We start from the raw sequence: 16,342 nt of genomic DNA on the forward strand, positions 1-16,342 counted from the left end.
ATGAAGATCGTAGACCATATCAGTAACGCAAAAGGAAAAACCCTTTTCTCATTTGAGCTCTTGCCACCTATAAAAGGACAAAGCATTAAAGGCATTTTTGACGCCATTGATCCTTTGATGGAATTTAATCCGCCTTTTATCGATGTGACCTATCTGAGGGAAGATTATATCTACAAACAACATGCTAACGGCCTGTTAGAAAAAGTTGCTTACCGCAAACGTCCAAGTACCGTAGCCACTTGTGCCGCCATCATGAACAAGTACAAAGTAGATGCGGTTCCTCATTTGATCTGCGGAGGTTTTACCAAAGATGAAACTGAAAATGCCTTAATCGATCTTCAGTTCCTGGGTATCGATAATGTCCTGGTTTTGCGTGGTGATGCCAGGAAAAGCGACAATGCCTTTATCCCTACACCGGATGGCCATGCCTATGCCTCAGAATTGTTACAACATGTACAAGACATGAACAATGGCCGCTACCTGCATGATGATATGGAGAACTCTGAAAAGACAGATTTCTGTATCGGTGTAGCCGGATATCCGGAGAAACATTATGAGTCGCCAAACCTGGATACTGATTTTAAATACTTAAAACATAAGGTAGATCTGGGTGCAGATTTCATCGTTACCCAGATGTTTTTCGACAATAAAAAATATAAAGCATTGGTAGATAAATGCCGTGAGAACGGGATTAACGTCCCTATTATCCCGGGATTGAAACCAATTACCAGCAGCAAACAACTGATCAGTTTACCTAAGATTTTCCACCTGGATATTCCTATTGAACTGAGCGAAGCAATCCAGTCTTGTAAGTCTGAAAAGGACGTAAAAGAAGTGGGTATCGAATGGATGATCAACCAATGTAAAGAGCTGAAAGAAATGGGCGCACCAGTGCTTCACTTCTATACGATGGGGAATCCAGAACCTACAAAAAAGATCGCCAACGCAGTGTTTTAGGCCTTCCTGATAGCCGATGGGTATTTTTTGGAATACTCTTTGTACCTTTCGGCTATCAATTAAATCCTAAGGCTATGAAAAGAATCATCATACTGGCAATCGTTGTGACCAGTACTTTCGCTGCATGCACCACCCTAAAACCTGGATCAATAGGAAATGGTGGCTTGTCTGAGCTGGGAGGAACCTGGGAGCTGAACTATATTTCCGGTCCGAGAATAGCCTTTAACGGATTGTATCCGGCAAAAAAACCAACCCTTACTTTCGATATTACCAACAAGAAATTCAGTGGCAACAACAGCTGTAATTCTTTTTCCGGCACTTTAGTGGCGGATGATAGCATGATCAATTTTACCCACCCGATGGCCATGACAAAAATGGCCTGTCCCGGTGAAGGAGAGGCCACTTTTATGGAGATGCTGAAAAAAACCAGCAGTTATTCGATCAGCGATAGCACCCTCAATTTCATGATGGGCGATATTGCCATTATGCGTTTTCGTAAAATTTAGCCAGGTAATTCTTAAAAGAACTATAGGCGGTATCCATTTTCTCTAGTTGCTTAGTTTTAAGATCCAGTTCCTGCACAACTGCCGGAATCTTGATCTTTGCCGCTAATTCAGGAGGAAATACATCCGGAAACTTACAGGCATGAGCCGTAGATAAAAACACACCCGCAGCATTATCCTGTGGGTTTTCTTTTTTATAATCCTGCAAAGCCAGGGCCGCAATCGCGGTATGTGGACAAGCGATATAGCCGAACTGGTCATAAACAGACTGAATCCCGGCCAGTGTTTCCGCATCGGTATAGGTATAGCTTTTCAAAATCGCTTTTATAGCAGTCAGGTCCTGATCAAAAAGATCCATGATCCGCACCCAATTGCTTGGCGCACCAACATCCATCGCATTTGCGTAAGTCTGTACGGAAGGCCTGGTTTCATAAACCCCGGTCTCCAGAAAACGTGGAACCGTATCGTTTACATTGGTAGCAGCGATGAACTGCTTCACCGGCAAACCCATTTTGTAAGCGAGTAATCCGGCCGCAATATTCCCAAAATTGCCACTAGGCACCGAGAAAACAACTTCCGTTTTCCCTGCCCTGCGCAATCTTGCCCAGGCATTGAAATAGTAAAAAGTCTGTGGAATCAATCTGGCGATATTGATCGAATTTGCAGAAGTTAAGCGCAGTTTCTGGTTGAGCTCCGGATCTGCAAAAGCCTGTTTCACCAAATGCTGACAATCATCAAAAGTACCATCAACGGCAATGGCATGGATATTATGGCCATTGGTACAAAGCTGTAACTCCTGGATTTCGCTCACTTTTCCCTGCGGATAAAGGATAGTCACCCTCGTATTGGGTACGCCAAGGAAGCCCAGGGCTACCGCACCACCGGTATCGCCCGAAGTAGCCACCAAAACATCCAGCATTTGCTCCCCTTCTTCCAGGAAATAAGCCATCACCCGGCTCATGAAACGCGCGCCAAAATCTTTAAAAGCTAAGGAAGGGCCATGAAACAACTCCAAAACATAGGTGTTTTCTGCCAGTTCCACTACCGGAGCATCAAAACTCAGTGTATCCTCAATGATTTTTTTAAGATCATCTACAGGAATTGCACCATCCAGTAAGGTAGAAGCCACTTTAAAAGCAATCTCCGGCATACTGTATTTGTGGATATTCTGAATAAATTCCTCCTCTAGCAAAGGAACATTTACTGGCATATATAAGCCTTTATCCAAAGGCATGCTGTTAAAAACAGCCGTTGGAAAGTCGACGTTTAGTTCGTGGTTGTTCGTACTGTATAATTTCATGCTGCTTAATCTAAGATAACAGGTCCTTTTTTATTTACTGATGACACAAAAGAAAGGCTGTTGATGCCGATTCCTTTTAAATGATGCTGAAGTTTTTGGGTGATGGCTCTTGCCGTATCCTCGTCTTTAGTTAAGGCGAAAACAGAAGGCCCGGAACCGGAGATTCCAAATCCAATGGCACCTGTTTTCATGGCCAGAGACCTCATTTTGTAGAAATCAGGAATCAGAATAGAACGCGTAGGTTCTATCAAAATATCCGTCATGCTGCGTCCAATCAGCTCATGGTCTTTTAAAAACAGACCACTCACCAGACCAGCCACATTTCCCCATTGGGTAACGGCATCTTTCAAAAACACCTTGGAACGAATCATCTGTCTGGCATCTTTGGTAGGCACATCTACTTCCGGGTACACGATGGCCGCGTATAAATCTTCCGGATGCGGCAAACTGATGATATCTAAAGGCTCGTAACTTCTGATCAGCACAAAACCGCCCAATAAAGCCGGAGCCACATTATCCGCATGTCCGTAACCGCAAGCCAGTTCCTCCCCTTTCATCGCAAAAGGAACCAGTTCTTTATTCGTCAACAAGTTATCAAACAGGTTGTTTACCGCGAACAATCCCGCTACCGTACTGGCAGAGCTGGAACCCAGGCCGCTGCCAATCGGCATTTTCTTATGCAGCTCAATTTCTATCCCCGTATCTGGTTTCCCGATATGGTTTAAATAATGTTGCACACTGGCACTAACCGTGTTTTTCTTCGGATCAAGGGGTAAACGCCCCTCATCACCGGTAATTTTTGTAATGGTGATTCCGGAACCACCAGTTAATTTCATGATCACTTCATCACCCGGTTCATTCACCGCGAAGCCTAAAACATCATATCCGCACACCACATTAGCTACAGTAGCCGGGGCAAAAACTTTTATAGATTCTCTCATCGTTTACCAACGTTTATAATATCAGCGAAAACACCTGCGGCAGTCACTTCTGCACCTGCACCAGGGCCTTTAACTACCAATGGACGGTCTTTGTAACGGTCGGTGGTAAATGAAATAATATTGTCACTACCCGATAACATGTAAAAAGGATGGCCTTCATCTACCATTTGCAAGGTGATTTCTACCTTCCCATCTTCCAGTTTCCCGATATAACGCAACACTTTATGGCCATCTTCGGCTTGTTTCTTTAAATTCTCAAAATAGGCGGTATTGTTTTCCAGTTCCTGATAGAAATCGGCTACGGTAGCTGCGGCCAGACAAGCTGGAGGAAGCATGCTTTCGATTTCGATATCTGATTCTTCCAATGGATAACCGGCATCACGGGCAAGGATCAACATTTTACGCATAAAGTCTTTTCCGTTCAGGTCATCTCTTGGATCTGGTTCGGTATAACCTTTATCCTGAGCTTCCTTCACCACTTCATGGAACAATTTATCGCCCTTATAATTGTTAAAAATATAAGAGATCGTACCCGATAAAATGGCTTCAATGCGGTGAATCCGGTCCCCGCTCATCATCAGATCTTTTAAAGTACGGATGATCGGCAGGCCTGCACCTACATTGGTTTCGTAATGAAAATCTACGCCATACGTTCTTGCCGCCTGTTTAAAGGCCACATATTGCTCGTAATCCGCAGAATTACCGATCTTGTTACAAGTAACCACAGAAATGCTCGATTGTAACACATCCTGATAAAACTGGATGGGATTGTGACTGGCGGTATTGTCTACAAACACACAATTCGGCAGGTTCATCGCTTTCATTTTTTTGATGAACAGCGGTAAATCTGCGGGTTCTCCATTGCTTTCTAATGTTTCTTCCCAATTGCTCAGGGCGATCCCATCTACATTCTGGTGCATTTTACGGGTATTACAAACCCCCATGACCTTCACCTGAAGGTCGTTATTGGTGGCCAGGAAATCCATTTGTGCTTCCAGCTGGGCAAATAAAGTCTTGCCGATATTGCCTGTTCCCAGACAAAAAACATGGAGTGTTCTTTTCAGATTGGCATAAAAAGCATCATGCACCGCATTTACAGCTTTCGACAAATCAGGTTTAGAGATGATCACCGAGATATTATATTCCGAAGAACCCTGGGCAATCGCCCTTACATTGACACCGTTTCTGCCTAAAGCATGGAACAACTTACCCGACATACCCGGGGTGCGTCTCATGTTTTCGCCTACGATAGCTAAGGCGGCTAATCCGTTTTCTACTTCCGGATATTCCAGTTTTCTCGCTTGTAGCTCTAATTCAAACTCTTTATTGATCAAGGCCAGCGCTTTTAAAGCATCGCCCGGTTTAACGGCAAAAGTGATGCTATGCTCCGAAGAAGACTGGGTAATGAGGATCACATTGATCTGCTCACGGGAAAGCATGGAGAACAATCGACCGCTAAAACCGGCTTTTCCTACCATTCCACTCCCCGAAAGGTTCAATACACTGATTTCATCGATAGAAGAAATCCCTTTGATCGGTAATTTTGAACTCCCGGCACCATGTTTAATATAAGTACCCGGGAAGTCTACATTGAAGGTATTTTTGATCACAATCGGAATGCGCTTTAGAAAAGCAGGGATCATCGTTGGCGGATAAATCACTTTAGCGCCAAAATACGACAGCTCCATGGCTTCGGTATAGCTCAACTCGGCCAGCGAAAACGCTTTTTTAACCATCCTTGGATCAGCAGTCAGCATCCCGTCTACATCCGTCCAGATCTGGATTTCCTGCGCATTCAGGGCAGAACCCCAGATGGCAGCAGTATAATCACTTCCGCCTCTGCCTAAAGTAGTCATTCTGCCTTCCTCGTTACTCGCAATAAAACCAGTTACGAACAACAATTTATCGGCATTGGATTCGTAAAAATCCTTGATTAACGTTTCTGTGAGGTAGGTATTTACTTTCGCCTGTCCGTAGTTATGGTCTGTTTTGATCAGTTCCGAACCGTCTACATAGCGCGCATTCGGGAAAGTTTGTTTGGCGATATGGCTCACCATCACTGCCGAACAACGTTCGCCATAACTTAAAATCAGGTCTTTGGTTTGCAGGCTCAGTTCTTTCAGGTTATAGACTGATTGCAAAATATCTTCCAGTTCATTGAAATAGATTTTAAGTTTGGTGAGTACCGGATTCTGAGCGCTTGCCGGCAACAGCGCACGGATGACCTCAAAATGTTTCTTTTCAATTGCGCTCAGTTCCTGGCCATAGCTTTTTCCTTTCCCGGCGTTTTCTGCCATGTCTACCAGGGCATTCGTTACCCCGCTCATGGCGGATAAGACGACGATAGGATTTTCAGCCCCTTGCTGCTCCTTTAAGATACCCAGCAAAGCAGTGATGCTTTCCAGGGAACCAACAGATGTACCTCCAAATTTTAAGATATTCATAATTTTAGGTTAAAAAAAAAGCGCCTTCCCCGATTAGAGGAAGGCGCTTTTTGTGGTTTTTATTTTTAGTATTTTATACCCATTAGCTATCCTCCCTCCGAGATATCCCGGTGGTAATAATAATGGAAATAATGGTTGAATTATTAAACATTGTAATTTTTACACTTAGTGTGCTGAGTCGTAAAGTAAAGTTATATTTTTCTAATTAACAAATGATTACAAATATATTTGCGCGAATTTTAAATAAATTGCGTCTAAAGGGGCTGGAGGTCGGTTTTTAACAGCAGCTTTGGTAAGCCCTTCATTTTCAACACCAAAAAACGGAAATCAGATACCAGCGGCCAGATTTAAGCCTCTTTTGCGGAAAGCAAACTTGAAGCGCTTGTAAACGCTGATTCCCGACAAACATTTTATTACCTTTGCAGTATCATATGCAAGGATTAGTCATAAAATCAACAGGAAGCTGGTATCAGGTACAGGCGGAAGACGGGAATAGATACGACTGCCGTATTAAAGGTAAGTTCCGGATCAAGGGCATTCAAACGACCAACCCGATTGCCGTAGGCGATCAGGTAGATTTTGAGCTGGAGCCAAATTCGGATAACGGAGTCATTCATAAATTACATCCCCGGAACAATTACATCATCCGTAAATCCATCAACCTCTCTAAACAGGCGCAAATTATTGCTGCCAATATGGATCAGGCCTTTTTGGTGGTGACCTTAGTTTCACCAAGAACCTCTTTGGGTTTTATTGACCGTTTTCTGGCAACTGCCGAAGCGTACCGCATTCCTGCCATCCTGATTTTTAACAAACTGGATTTGTTTAATGAAGAGGGACTCGAGGTTTTAGCAGAATACAAGCACATCTATGAAAACATCGGCTACCCTTGTTATACGGTATCGGCCTTAGAAGGAACCAATATCCCACAAATAGAAAGCCTGTTGAAAGATAAGACAACGCTGTTTTCCGGACACTCCGGTGTAGGAAAATCAAGTCTGATCAATGCTTTACTTCCCGATAGACACATCAAAACGGGAGAAATCTCGGAAGCGAGTGACAAAGGGCAACATACGACCACTTTTGCGGAAATGCATGTTTTACCTTTCGGTGGTTACCTGATTGATACACCGGGCATCCGTGAACTGGGTATTTTTGATATTAAACCGGAAGAACTGGGCCATTATTTCGTAGAAATGCGTGCCTTAATGAATAAATGTAAGTTTAACAACTGCCGCCACGTCAATGAACCAGGTTGTGCCGTACTCAAAGCGGTAGAAGATGGAGAAATTGAAATCAGCAGATATGAAAGTTACCTGAGTATTTTCCATGGTAACGAAACCCGGTCTTAAACCCAGGTCTTAACACCGCTTTTTAACCGCTATGAGAGCAATTATACAAAGAGTAACCGAAGCCAGTTGTGTGGTGGAAGGAGAAACTACCGGCCATATCGACACGGGTTTTCTGGTTTTATTGGGTATTGAAGATACCGATACCTCCGAAGACCTGGATTGGTTAAGTCAGAAAATTGTGAACATGAGGATCTTTGGCGATGAGAACGACCTGATGAATAAATCCCTGGCTGATGTAGGTGGAAATATTCTCCTGATTAGTCAGTTTACCCTCTTTGCAGCCACAAAAAAAGGCAACAGACCTGGATTTACCAGAGCTGCCAGACCCGACAAAGCCATTCCCTTATACGAGGAAATGATTGCCAAACTGTCCAATCTCCTGCAAAAAGAGATCAAAACAGGGATATTTGGGGCAGATATGAAAATCAGTTTAGTAAATGATGGCCCTGTCACCATCATGATGGATACCAAAAATAAAGAATAACATGACCATAGCAGAAGCCCAGGAAACCGTAGACCAATGGATCAATAAAACAGGAATCCGTTATTTCAATGAGCTCACCAATACCGCGATTCTGATGGAAGAAGTGGGTGAAGTAGCCAGAATCATGTCCAGGAAATATGGCGAACAATCCTTTAAAAAAAGCGATGAAGCGGTAGACCTTGCAGATGAAATGGCCGATGTGTTATTCGTATTGATCTGTCTGGCCAATCAGACCGGAATCGACCTGACCAGCGCTTTAGAAAAAAATCTGGTTAAAAAGACCATCAGAGATACCGACAGACACCGCAACAACGAGAAGCTGAAGTAAGCGACTACTTATCAATCGTATAAGCGGTATTGTGCTTGATTTCTGTCATCACAAACAAACTGTTTACGTTGGCAATGTTCTCAATGGCGGCCAGCTTATTCGTTAAAAAATCCTGGTATTTATTCATATCATTGACTACTACTTTGAGCAGGTAATCATAAGTTCCGGCAACGTGGTAACATTCCATCACTTCATCGAGCTTAGTCATTGCAGCTTCAAACTTTTTCAATAAAGGAAGGGAATGCACCTGTAGCGTGACGTTACAAAATGCCGCCAGGGTTTTTCCGATCTTTTCCCTATCCAGCAAGGTCACATAATTCTTGATCACCCCTGTCTTCTCAATCTTTTTCAAACGTTCGTAAGTTGGCGTCACGGTAAGCCCTACTTTATGCGCAATCTCCTTCGTATTTAGCCTTGCATTCTGTTGTAACGCATTTAATATGCGCTGATCCATCTTATCGAACTGTTCCATCTAGTTTAGTTTTTCTGATTTTTGCAGCAATTTGCCTCCATAAAGACGAATAAAACTACTTATCGCCAAAATTAAGTGTTTATTTTCTAATATTAAGCACATCTAAGGTCAATCGAATGGAGAATAATAGATTTGCAGTCTGAACCACCTACAGAAAATGACCAGCAACCTATCACCAGAAGATAACCAAAGGTTATCCGATCTTTACGAAAAAATACAGGATAAAACCCGTTTGTTTCTGGGGTATCCGGTTTCTAAAGATTTCGATTATACCGATCTTCTGCCATTTCTTCAATATCCAATCAATAACCTTGGAGATCCATTTACGGAATCCACGTATGCGGTGGATACCAGAGCCATGGAAAGAGAAGTGATTGAGTTTTTTGCAGATCTGTTCCGTGCACCTACCGACAATTGGTGGGGATACGTAACCAATGGTGGTTCTGAAGGCAACTTATACGGCCTTTATCTGGCCCGTGAGCTGTATCCAAAGGCCATGGTTTACTATTCTGACGCGACCCATTACAGTGTACAGAAGAACCTGTTGTTGTTAAACATGCCAAATATTGCCATTCGCTCGCAGGAAAACGGCGAAATGGATTATGAAGACCTGCACAGTACCTTATTGATGAACAGACACCTTCCGGTTGTGATTTTTGCCAATATCGGCACTACGATGACCGAAGCGAAGGACGATGTGCGCAAGATCAAAAGCATCCTGAAGAATCTGGCGATTAAAAATCACTATATTCATGCAGATGCTGCTTTATCCGGAAGCTATAGTGCCTTTATTGAACCCAGACCGGCATTCGACTTTGCCGATGGGGCCGATAGCCTGGCGATTAGCGGACATAAATTTTTGGGTTCACCGATCCCATGCGGCCTGGTGATTGTCAAGAAAACCAACCGCGACCGGATTGCACGTTCTATCGATTATATCGGCAGCATTGATACCACGATTACTGGTTCCAGAAACGGCCATACGCCATTGTTTCTCTGGTATACCTTAAAAAAACTAGGCCTGGAAGGTCTCCAAAAAAGAGCCTTACACAGCCTTGCTGTTGCTGCCTATGCGGAAGCGCAATTGAAAAGCATCGGAATAGCCGCCTGGAGCAATCCAAATGCGATCACCGTTGTTTTCCCTGCTCCAGCCAAATGGATCTGTCAGAAGTGGCAGCTAGCCTCAGAAAACGGCCTGTCCCACGTCATCTGTATGCCCAATGTAACTTGCGCGCAGATTGATGAACTGATAGCCGATCTTATCGCCCCTACATTTACCCCCCTATAGAAATCGGCTGCCCGGAATTCCCGGGCAGCCTTTCATTTTTCTTTCAAAAAAACTCAGAATTACGATATCGGGAAGTAGTCGGGTTGTGGTCGGGAAGAGTGGCATGTTCGGATAGGGTTGAGAAAGGGTTCAGCATAGGTTGCTGGTACTTTGGTACCCCTTTTACTATCCAGACCCCTTCCAAAAGGTTAGGCAACCCTTTCGCAACTAAGCGCTCTTTACGACCAGATCCAGAACACTATTCCGGCTATCAGTCACCTTATTCCACAAAAAAAGGGTGCCCGTTAAGACACCCTTTTCAATTCGGGTAAACACCCAATGCTTTTATCTGTTAAGCGGTCGTTTCATTCAACGCTGCTTTGATCTTTAATGCGGCTTCCTCCAGTTCTTCCTGCGAAGGTTTCAATTTTTCCTTACTAAAATTCATATCGTTCACTGCGTTCATAGGGATCAGGTGGATGTGTACATGCGGTACTTCCAGGCCGATGACGGCTACGCCTACTTTTTTGCAAGGGAACGCTTCTTTTAGCCCTGTAGCTATAATTTTAGCAAACATGGTCAGTCCAACATAGCTTTCCTCTTCCATATCAAAGATGTAATCAATTTCCTTTTTAGGAATCACCAGGACATGGCCCATCGTGAGTGGATTAACATCTAAGAAAGCCATGAATTCGGTGGTTTCTGCTACAATATGCGCAGGGATTTCACCAGCTACTATTTTTGAAAATATACTTGCCATAGAATTGGGGAGATTAAGGATTAACGGGTGATCTCTAAGATTTCAAATTCGATCATTCCCGCAGGAACCTGAATTTCAATGGTATCACCAACTGATTTACCAAGTAAACCTTTGGCAATCGGTGATTTAACGGAGATTTTTCCGGTTTTAAGATCCGCTTCACTTTCTGCTACCAACTGGTAAGACATGGTGGAACCGTTTTTTACATTTTTGATCTTAACTATAGATAATGCCAATACTTTAGAAGTATCCAGCTTCGATTCATCAATTAATCTGGCGGTAGAAAGTGTAGTAGACAACTTTGCTATTTTAGCTTCATGTAAACCCTGTGCTTCCTTCGCTGCATCATATTCCGCATTCTCGGAAAGATCACCCTTATCTCTGGCTTCGGCAATTGCCTTAGAGATCTGTTGTCTTCCGGTGGTTTTCATATGATGTAATTCTGCCTTTAGTCGGTCTAAACCATCTTGGGTATAATAGGTAACCTCTGTCATAGCTCAATTTATTTTATGTAGTACTATAAAAACAAACAAGACTATATCGGCTGTATATGCCTACATAGTCTTGCTTCAATAAAAACGAAGATAATGGGGTATAACCACAAAAACAAATTATTTAATTTGATTTTGGGCAGTTTATCAAAATTGTCTCTTTAAATGATGGCCGAAAGCTTATCCGCTAAAACTTCCGATATTTTACGGTAAGATTCAAAGGTCCAGCCCCCAACATGCGGGCTCAGGATTACTTTCCCTGCCGATTTAAGGTCCTTAAACCAAGGGGTATTTTGTAATGCCGGAAATTTCTCCACTTCCAGTACGTCTAAACCAGCCGCCAGGATTTTCCCGGATTGGATGGCTTGTAGAACGGCTTCCGTATTTACGATTTCGCCTCTGGCGGTATTGATAAAGAAAAAAGGTTTGCGGAAATGGAATAAGTACTCCTCATCCACCATCTGACGCGTTTCTGCAGTTAGTGGGAGGTGTAAACTCAGCACATCGCTTTGTCTCACGATCTCTTCCATACTCACCTCTTTGGCATAAGCATCGCTGAAACCAGTCTTATACTTATCATAAGCGATCACGTTTACTTCAAAACCAGCCAGCTTTTTTGCAAAGCTTTTGCCCATAAATCCGTAACCGACAATCCCGACAGTCTTCCCTTTCAGTTCATAACCACGGTTGCCTTCTCTGTCCCAGATGCCATTGCGGACCTCCATATCGGCGTTACGCAAGTTGTTCATCAATGACAACAACATCCCCGTAGCGTGCTCTCCTACGGCATCCATATTGCCTTCCGGCGCATTTAACAGTTCGATGTTCCTGCTTTTTGCATAATCCACATCAATATTGTCTAATCCGGCACCTGCTCTGGCAATAAATTTCAGCGCCGTTCCGGCAGCCATCAGCTCCTGATCAATTCTGAATTTCGTGCGCACAGCGATTCCCTGATAATTAGCAATTGCAGCCAGTGTTTGCTCCCGGGTATACAAGGGCAAATCATCCACTTCATAACCTAAAGCGATGGCACGCTCCTTAAAAACAGGATGTAACTCATCCACGATTAAAATTCTTCCTTTGCTCATAAATGCAGACTGATTATTGGGAAAGATGGGCTAAATGTTGGGTCAGCTCGATAAACTGAGCGACGCTCAATTGCTCGGCACGCTTGTCGAAGAAAATATGGTCGTCCATTTTCTCTTTTGGCACTACGCCCGATAAAGCATTTCTTAAGGTTTTTCTGCGTTGGTTGAAACCAGCTTTCACGGTACGCCAGAACAGTTTTTCATCACAAGGAAGTGTTTCCACGTCATTACGACTCAACCTGATCACGCCTGAATTTACTTTTGGCGGTGGGTTAAAGGTACCCGGTTTCACCGTAAACAGGTATTCTATATTATAATACGCCTGAATCAGGACGCTTAAAATTCCGTAATCTTTAGTTCCTTCTTTGGAAGCGCAACGTTCTGCCACTTCTTTCTGGAACATCCCAACCATTTCTACCACCTGACCTCTGTTCTCCAAAATTTTGAAGAGGATCTGTGAAGAGATGTTGTAGGGGAAATTGCCGATGATGGCATATTTTTCTTTGAAGATCGCCGAAAGGTCTAAGGCTAAAAAGTCGCCGTTGATTAACCTGTCGCCCAATTGCGGATATTTCTCCTTTAAGAAATGATAAGATTCCACATCGATATCGATCATGAAAGTTTCTAAATCTTCTCTTTCCAGCAGCAGGTCTGAAAGGATCCCCATTCCCGGTCCAACTTCCAGTACTTGTTTGTACTGATCGGTATGTACCAGACCGTTTACAATCTTCGCGGCAATCTTTTTATCCGTTAAAAAATGTTGTCCTAAATGTTTTTTTGCCCTTACCAAACTCATATATTCTCCTTCTAAAAGCTGCAAAATAAGCAAAGTTTTGCGAGTATCGGATCAACAATCGGCTAAAACAGCCTCTACACCCCTAAAATTAAGGATATCGTTTTCCTAACGTTTTCCTGACCCCCCTATTTTCCGGAATAGCACAAATACAAACGCCTAAAAAACCAACCATTTTAAAATGAATTCTGTAATTTGCGCTAAATTTTTTTGAAGTATGAGCAATAAGATTAAAATTGGAATCAGTATAGGAGATGTGAACGGTATCGGTTTAGAGGTGATCCTGAAGACCCTTGCGGAAAGCAAAATCCTCGATTACTGTACCCCTATCGTTTATGGACATACCAAAGTTGCTTCATACCACCGCAAGGCTTTAGGCCTGGGCGATTTCAACTTCAATGTGATTACTGAGGCTGCATTAGCCAATCCAAAGAAGGCGAATATGATCAACTGCTGGGAAGAAGATGTTAAAATCGAACTTGGCGTAGCCAATGAAACCGGGGGAAAATATGCGTTACTTTCTTTAGAAAAGGCTACAGAAGACCTGATCAAAGGAGAAATTGATGCCCTGGTCACTGCCCCGATCAACAAACACAACATACAATCTGAGACCTTTAAATTCCCGGGCCATACCGAATACCTGATGGAACGCAGTGGAAGCAACGACGTATTGATGCTTTTAGTGAGTGAAGACATTAAAGTAGGCGTAGTTACCGGACATATTCCAATCACAGAAGTTTCAAAAAGCATCACCATTGAGAAGATTGTGAAGAAACTGGTGCTGATGAATGAGAGTTTAAAGAAAGATTTCTGGATTGAAAAACCAAAAATTGCGGTAATGGGATTGAATCCACATGCTGGTGATAACGGATTATTAGGCACAGAAGAGGCGGATATTATTATGCCGGCGATTCAGCAAGCCTTCGATAAAGGGATCATTTGTTTCGGACCCTACCCTGCTGACGGATTTTTTGGCAAGGGAAGTTACAAGCAATTTGACGCGGTATTGGCGATGTATCATGACCAGGGATTAATCCCCTTTAAAACCATCGCTTTTGGCACTGGAGTGAACTATTCTGCGGGCCTAAAAATCGTGCGTACCTCGCCGGATCATGGCACAGGATACGACATTGCAGGAAAGAACCTTGCAGATCCGTCTTCATTTATAGAAGCCTTATTTGCAGCAACTCACATCGTAAGGAACCGTAGAGAACAGGAAGAATTATTGAAAAACCAGCTGAGAACCGGCGGAAAAATTATAGAAACTGCGTCCGATATAAAAGACGACGCAAATTAGAATGAAAAAACATTTTAATTCTATAAAATAATTCCTACATTTGCGGGCTAAAATTTTGTTACAATTGAAACCATTAAAACAATTCTCGATCCCCTTTACCGGCTTAAAAATTGGCAAGCATCAGTTTGATTTTGAGGTAGATAACACTTTTTTTGACACCTTTGAATACTCTTTAGTAAAAAAAGGAAACTTAAAAGTTAGCATTGAACTGGATAAACAGGAAACAATGTTACTTTTGTATTTCGACATTCAGGGAACAATCGTATTAGATTGTGACAAATGCTTGTCGGAGTTTAATGCACCGATTTCAATCAAAGAAAGGCAGATTGTAAAGTTTGCTGAAGATGAACTGGAAAGTGATGATTTAGAAATCATTGTCCTGAATAGAAAAGAGAGTGAGCTTGATGTATCACTTCCGATTTATGAACTCATCAATGTATCGGTACCTTATATTAAAGCCTGTGTGCAGGATGGCAGTGGCCAGAAATGCGACGAGGAGATGATTGCAAGACTGGAAAGTTTTTCAATCAATACACAAGAACAACAAGAAGAAAATAACGATAATGACCCGCGTTGGGCAGCATTAAAAAAATTAAAATAATAATTAAACAAATCAGCAATGGCACATCCAAAACGCAAGATTTCTAAGAGTAGAAGAGATAAAAGAAGAACTCACTATAAAGCAGTAGCTCCTTCTTTGGCTACTTGTCAAACCACTGGTGCAATTCACGTACCTCACCATGCATACAACGTTGATGGTAACCTATACTACAACGGCAAATTGGTTATTGAAAACACTTCAATAGGTTAATTTTCTTGAAAAATAGTTTGTGTTTTAAGTCTCTGAAAGTTTACCTTTAGCGACTGGAAACAAAGGCAATTTTGCCTTCTAACACAAACTGATTTTTTACTATGAAAATAGGTCTCGATATAATGGGCGGAGACTATGCTCCTAAAGCTAACGTTTTAGGAGCAATAGCTGCCCATCAATTGTTATCTCCCGGGGAGCACATAGTGTTGATCGGAGATACGCAGCAGATTAAGCCCCTTCTCACTGAAAACGGATTCAATCCGGATCACTTTGAATATGTTCATACCGAAGAAGTGATTGGTATGGGCGAACATCCCACTAAGGCTATTGTTCAAAAGCCTAATTCCAGCATTGCTGTCGGCTTTTCCTTACTTAAAGAAGGTAAAATCGATGCCTTTGCGAGCGCCGGTAATTCTGGTGCAATGCTTGTTGGTGCCGTGTTTAGTGTTAAAACTATCCCGGGAATCATCAGGCCATGTATCATTACAATTCTTCCAAAACTCAGTGGAGGCTTAGGTTTAATGCTTGATGTTGGCGCAAATGCCGATTGCAAGCCGGATACCTTGCTTCAATTTGGTGCTGTAGGTAGTTTGTATGCTGAATGTATGTTTGGTATTGCAAAACCTAAAGTCGCCTTATTAAACATTGGCGAGGAAGATGAGAAAGGCAATATGCTTAGTTTGGCCACTTTCCCTTTAATGAAAGATACCGAACTATTCAACTTTGTGGGTAATGTAGAAGGTAGGGACTTATTCAACGATAAAGCTGACGTGATAGTATGCGATGGATTTACAGGAAATGTGATGCTGAAACTGGCAGAATCATTTTATGTATTGACACTAAAAAGAGGATTAAAGGATGATTTCTTTGACCGCTTTAACTACGAAAACTATGGCGGAAGCCCGGTTCTAGGTGTCAACGCCCCTGTGGTCATAGGTCATGGCATTTCAAGTCCGACAGCAGTCAAAAACATGATTCTTCAGTCAAGAGACATGATCACTACTGGCTTGGTAGGTAAAATTCAAGCTGCATTTAAATAAGAACATTGAAA

At 42.6% G+C, this 16,342-nt stretch carries 18 protein-coding genes; 10 read left to right on the forward strand and 8 right to left on the reverse strand.

Annotated elements, in window-relative coordinates; all coding sequences use genetic code 11:
* Window positions 1-957: a methylenetetrahydrofolate reductase gene (locus R2Q66_RS04565; protein ID WP_316746818.1), complete on the forward strand. Its 957-nt coding sequence runs from the start codon at window positions 1-3 to the stop codon at window positions 955-957.
* A 74-nt stretch (window positions 958-1,031) separates the two neighbouring features.
* Complete coding sequence (locus R2Q66_RS04570; RefSeq protein ID WP_316746819.1) at window positions 1,032-1,463, forward strand: META domain-containing protein; 432 nt, start codon at window positions 1,032-1,034, stop codon at window positions 1,461-1,463.
* On the opposite strand, the gene thrC is transcribed toward R2Q66_RS04570, so the two are convergent.
* From thrC to thrA, 3 genes are read right to left on the reverse strand one after another with little or no spacing between them, the layout of a single operon-like run.
* The gene (thrC, locus tag R2Q66_RS04575) at window positions 1,441-2,760 is read right to left on the reverse strand and encodes a threonine synthase (RefSeq protein ID WP_316746820.1); all 1,320 of its coding nucleotides are present in this window, start codon (window positions 2,758-2,760) and stop codon (window positions 1,441-1,443) included. The two genes, R2Q66_RS04570 and thrC, sit on opposite strands and share 23 nt — an antisense overlap.
* Window positions 2,761-2,765: 5 nt before the next feature.
* The gene (locus R2Q66_RS04580; protein WP_316746821.1) at window positions 2,766-3,701 is read right to left on the reverse strand and encodes a homoserine kinase; all 936 of its coding nucleotides are present in this window, start codon (window positions 3,699-3,701) and stop codon (window positions 2,766-2,768) included.
* Complete coding sequence (thrA, locus tag R2Q66_RS04585) at window positions 3,698-6,145, reverse strand: bifunctional aspartate kinase/homoserine dehydrogenase I (protein WP_316746822.1); 2,448 nt, start codon at window positions 6,143-6,145, stop codon at window positions 3,698-3,700. The genes R2Q66_RS04580 and thrA overlap by 4 nt, the downstream gene beginning before the upstream one ends.
* A 431-nt stretch (window positions 6,146-6,576) precedes the next feature.
* Between thrA and rsgA the strand changes: the two genes are divergently transcribed.
* Genes rsgA through R2Q66_RS04600 form a run of 3 tightly spaced genes read left to right on the forward strand, consistent with a single transcriptional unit; the run spans window position 6,577 to window position 8,309 of the window.
* On the forward strand, window positions 6,577-7,497 hold the full coding sequence (gene rsgA / locus R2Q66_RS04590) for a ribosome small subunit-dependent GTPase A (RefSeq protein WP_316746823.1): 921 nt from the start codon (window positions 6,577-6,579) through the stop codon (window positions 7,495-7,497).
* Window positions 7,498-7,528: 31 nt separating this feature from the next.
* Complete coding sequence (gene dtd, locus R2Q66_RS04595; protein ID WP_316746824.1) at window positions 7,529-7,981, forward strand: D-aminoacyl-tRNA deacylase; 453 nt, start codon at window positions 7,529-7,531, stop codon at window positions 7,979-7,981.
* 1 nt (window position 7,982) lies between these two features.
* The gene (locus tag R2Q66_RS04600; RefSeq protein WP_265843291.1) at window positions 7,983-8,309 is read left to right on the forward strand and encodes a nucleotide pyrophosphohydrolase; all 327 of its coding nucleotides are present in this window, start codon (window positions 7,983-7,985) and stop codon (window positions 8,307-8,309) included.
* A gap of 4 nt (window positions 8,310-8,313) precedes the next feature.
* Here the strand turns inward: R2Q66_RS04600 and R2Q66_RS04605 are convergent, their stop codons facing one another.
* Window positions 8,314-8,781: an Lrp/AsnC family transcriptional regulator gene (locus tag R2Q66_RS04605; RefSeq protein ID WP_182957938.1), complete on the reverse strand. Its 468-nt coding sequence runs from the start codon at window positions 8,779-8,781 to the stop codon at window positions 8,314-8,316.
* A gap of 157 nt (window positions 8,782-8,938) precedes the next feature.
* On the opposite strand from R2Q66_RS04605, the gene R2Q66_RS04610 reads away from it, so the two are divergent.
* Window positions 8,939-10,069: a histidine decarboxylase gene (locus R2Q66_RS04610; RefSeq protein WP_316746825.1), complete on the forward strand. Its 1,131-nt coding sequence runs from the start codon at window positions 8,939-8,941 to the stop codon at window positions 10,067-10,069.
* Window positions 10,070-10,400: 331 nt separating this feature from the next.
* Here R2Q66_RS04610 and R2Q66_RS04615 read toward each other — a convergent pair whose 3' ends face one another.
* The 4 genes from R2Q66_RS04615 to rsmA all read right to left on the reverse strand — a co-directional run bounded on the left by R2Q66_RS04615 (window position 10,401) and on the right by rsmA (window position 13,186).
* A complete protein-coding gene (locus R2Q66_RS04615) occupies window positions 10,401-10,808 on the reverse strand; it encodes an HIT family protein (RefSeq protein ID WP_316746826.1) in 408 nt (135 codons plus the stop codon).
* Between the two features lie 20 nt (window positions 10,809-10,828).
* Window positions 10,829-11,302, reverse strand: a complete 474-nt coding sequence (greA, locus tag R2Q66_RS04620; RefSeq protein WP_265843295.1) for a transcription elongation factor GreA — start codon at window positions 11,300-11,302, stop codon at window positions 10,829-10,831.
* 158 nt (window positions 11,303-11,460) lie between these two features.
* Window positions 11,461-12,390 carry a 2-hydroxyacid dehydrogenase gene (locus tag R2Q66_RS04625; RefSeq protein ID WP_316746827.1) on the reverse strand — a complete coding sequence of 310 codons (930 nt, stop codon included), beginning with the start codon at window positions 12,388-12,390 and terminating at the stop codon, window positions 11,461-11,463.
* A gap of 13 nt (window positions 12,391-12,403) precedes the next feature.
* Window positions 12,404-13,186, reverse strand: a complete 783-nt coding sequence (gene rsmA, locus R2Q66_RS04630) for a 16S rRNA (adenine(1518)-N(6)/adenine(1519)-N(6))-dimethyltransferase RsmA (RefSeq protein ID WP_265843297.1) — start codon at window positions 13,184-13,186, stop codon at window positions 12,404-12,406.
* 214 nt (window positions 13,187-13,400) lie between these two features.
* Here rsmA and pdxA point away from each other — a divergent pair, with 214 nt between their 5' ends.
* From pdxA to plsX, 4 genes are all read left to right on the forward strand, one after another.
* A complete protein-coding gene (pdxA, locus tag R2Q66_RS04635; RefSeq protein WP_316746828.1) occupies window positions 13,401-14,480 on the forward strand; it encodes a 4-hydroxythreonine-4-phosphate dehydrogenase PdxA in 1,080 nt (359 codons plus the stop codon).
* A gap of 64 nt (window positions 14,481-14,544) precedes the next feature.
* Window positions 14,545-15,081, forward strand: coding sequence for a DUF177 domain-containing protein (locus tag R2Q66_RS04640; protein ID WP_316746829.1), 537 nt, complete (start codon window positions 14,545-14,547; stop codon window positions 15,079-15,081).
* 18 nt (window positions 15,082-15,099) lie between these two features.
* Entirely contained in the window at window positions 15,100-15,291 is a 192-nt protein-coding gene (rpmF, locus tag R2Q66_RS04645) for a 50S ribosomal protein L32 (RefSeq protein ID WP_073238280.1), read from the forward strand.
* Window positions 15,292-15,392: 101 nt separating this feature from the next.
* Window positions 15,393-16,331, forward strand: a complete 939-nt coding sequence (plsX, locus tag R2Q66_RS04650) for a phosphate acyltransferase PlsX (RefSeq protein ID WP_316746830.1) — start codon at window positions 15,393-15,395, stop codon at window positions 16,329-16,331.
* The last annotated feature ends 11 nt before the right edge of the window (window positions 16,332-16,342 follow it).

It is taken from the genome of Pedobacter gandavensis, from assembly GCF_032677645.1.
Classification (GTDB): Bacteria; Bacteroidota; Bacteroidia; order Sphingobacteriales; family Sphingobacteriaceae; genus Pedobacter; species Pedobacter gandavensis_A.